The organism is Pseudoalteromonas sp. CO325X, from assembly GCF_004208955.1.
Taxonomy (GTDB): Bacteria; Pseudomonadota; Gammaproteobacteria; order Enterobacterales; family Alteromonadaceae; genus Pseudoalteromonas; species Pseudoalteromonas ruthenica.
Window position 1 is genome coordinate 1 of the sequence record NZ_SGPG01000052.1, and the last position, 274, is coordinate 274.

1 tRNA gene is annotated in these 274 nt (G+C 41.6%); it reads left to right on the top strand.

What is annotated here, in order from left to right:
• Position 1 precedes the first annotated feature (1 nt).
• Positions 2–77, top strand: a tRNA-Ala gene (locus tag EXT46_RS18735).
• Positions 78–274 lie beyond the last annotated feature (197 nt).

A 274-nucleotide genomic window follows, 5' to 3' on the forward strand; every position in this document is an offset into this window, starting at 1 on the left:
TGGGGCTATAGCTCAGCTGGGAGAGCGCCTGCCTTGCACGCAGGAGGTCAGCAGTTCGATCCTGCTTAGCTCCACCACTTTACTACCCCTTCTCATAGATAAACACTCTTACCTAAGCGGTAATGCTGAGAGTTTTTAACTCTGAGAAGTTATTCTCTTGCTCTTTAACAATTTGGAAAGCTGATAAAAACTTTGAGTCACGAAAGTGATTTAGAGTTCTCAATAAGTAAAGAAAATGCCAGTTAATCGACAGATTAATTGTGCGTCTACTTTA